Genomic DNA, 575 nt, shown 5'->3' with positions numbered 1-575 from the left:
GTTCATCACTACTCGCAGGTAGCTTTGATTTGGCACGGTCAACCTTTTCACGGACGTCATCCAAGGCCGTATCACTGTCAAAACCGGCATCAAATTCAAGCGTCACCGATGCATGCCCTTCGGAGGCAACGGAGCTCATCTCTTTGACACCCTCTATCGACTTAAGCTCTTTCTCCATTGGCCGAATAAGTAGGCGCTCGGCATCTTCAGGTGAAATACCCTCATGCGACATCGATACGTAAACAATAGGAATGGCAATATCCGGCTCAGACTCTTTTGGGATACTCTGATAAGCAAAAATCCCGGATATTAGTAAAAATACCAAGACCAACAGCACAGCACGGCGACGCTCTATCGCCCAGTCGATTGGCGTTTTTGGTGCCGTACCAAAGTACTCTTTCATTAAGAATCTACTCCTGACGCCTTATCTTCTGCCGAAACTCGAACAGGGCTGACCTTTTCACCAACCGAAACAAAACCTTGCCCGACGGTAATAAGCTCAAGCACCTCGGGTAAACCGCCTAGCCAAACACCATCATTCTCGCTGCGTAAGAGTTCAACCGGATATGCTTTTA

At 48.2% G+C, this 575-nt stretch carries 1 protein-coding gene; it reads right to left on the bottom strand.

The genetic code is table 11. The features are described 5' to 3' along the window. The coding region (locus tag A3729_RS02920; protein WP_197475502.1) for an efflux RND transporter permease subunit at positions 1-403 on the bottom strand (403 nt) is incomplete at its 3' end. Positions 404-575: the final 172 nt, after the last annotated feature.

It is taken from the genome of Oleiphilus sp. HI0043 (assembly GCF_001634935.1).
This window is presented reverse-complemented; position numbering and strand designations above follow the sequence as displayed.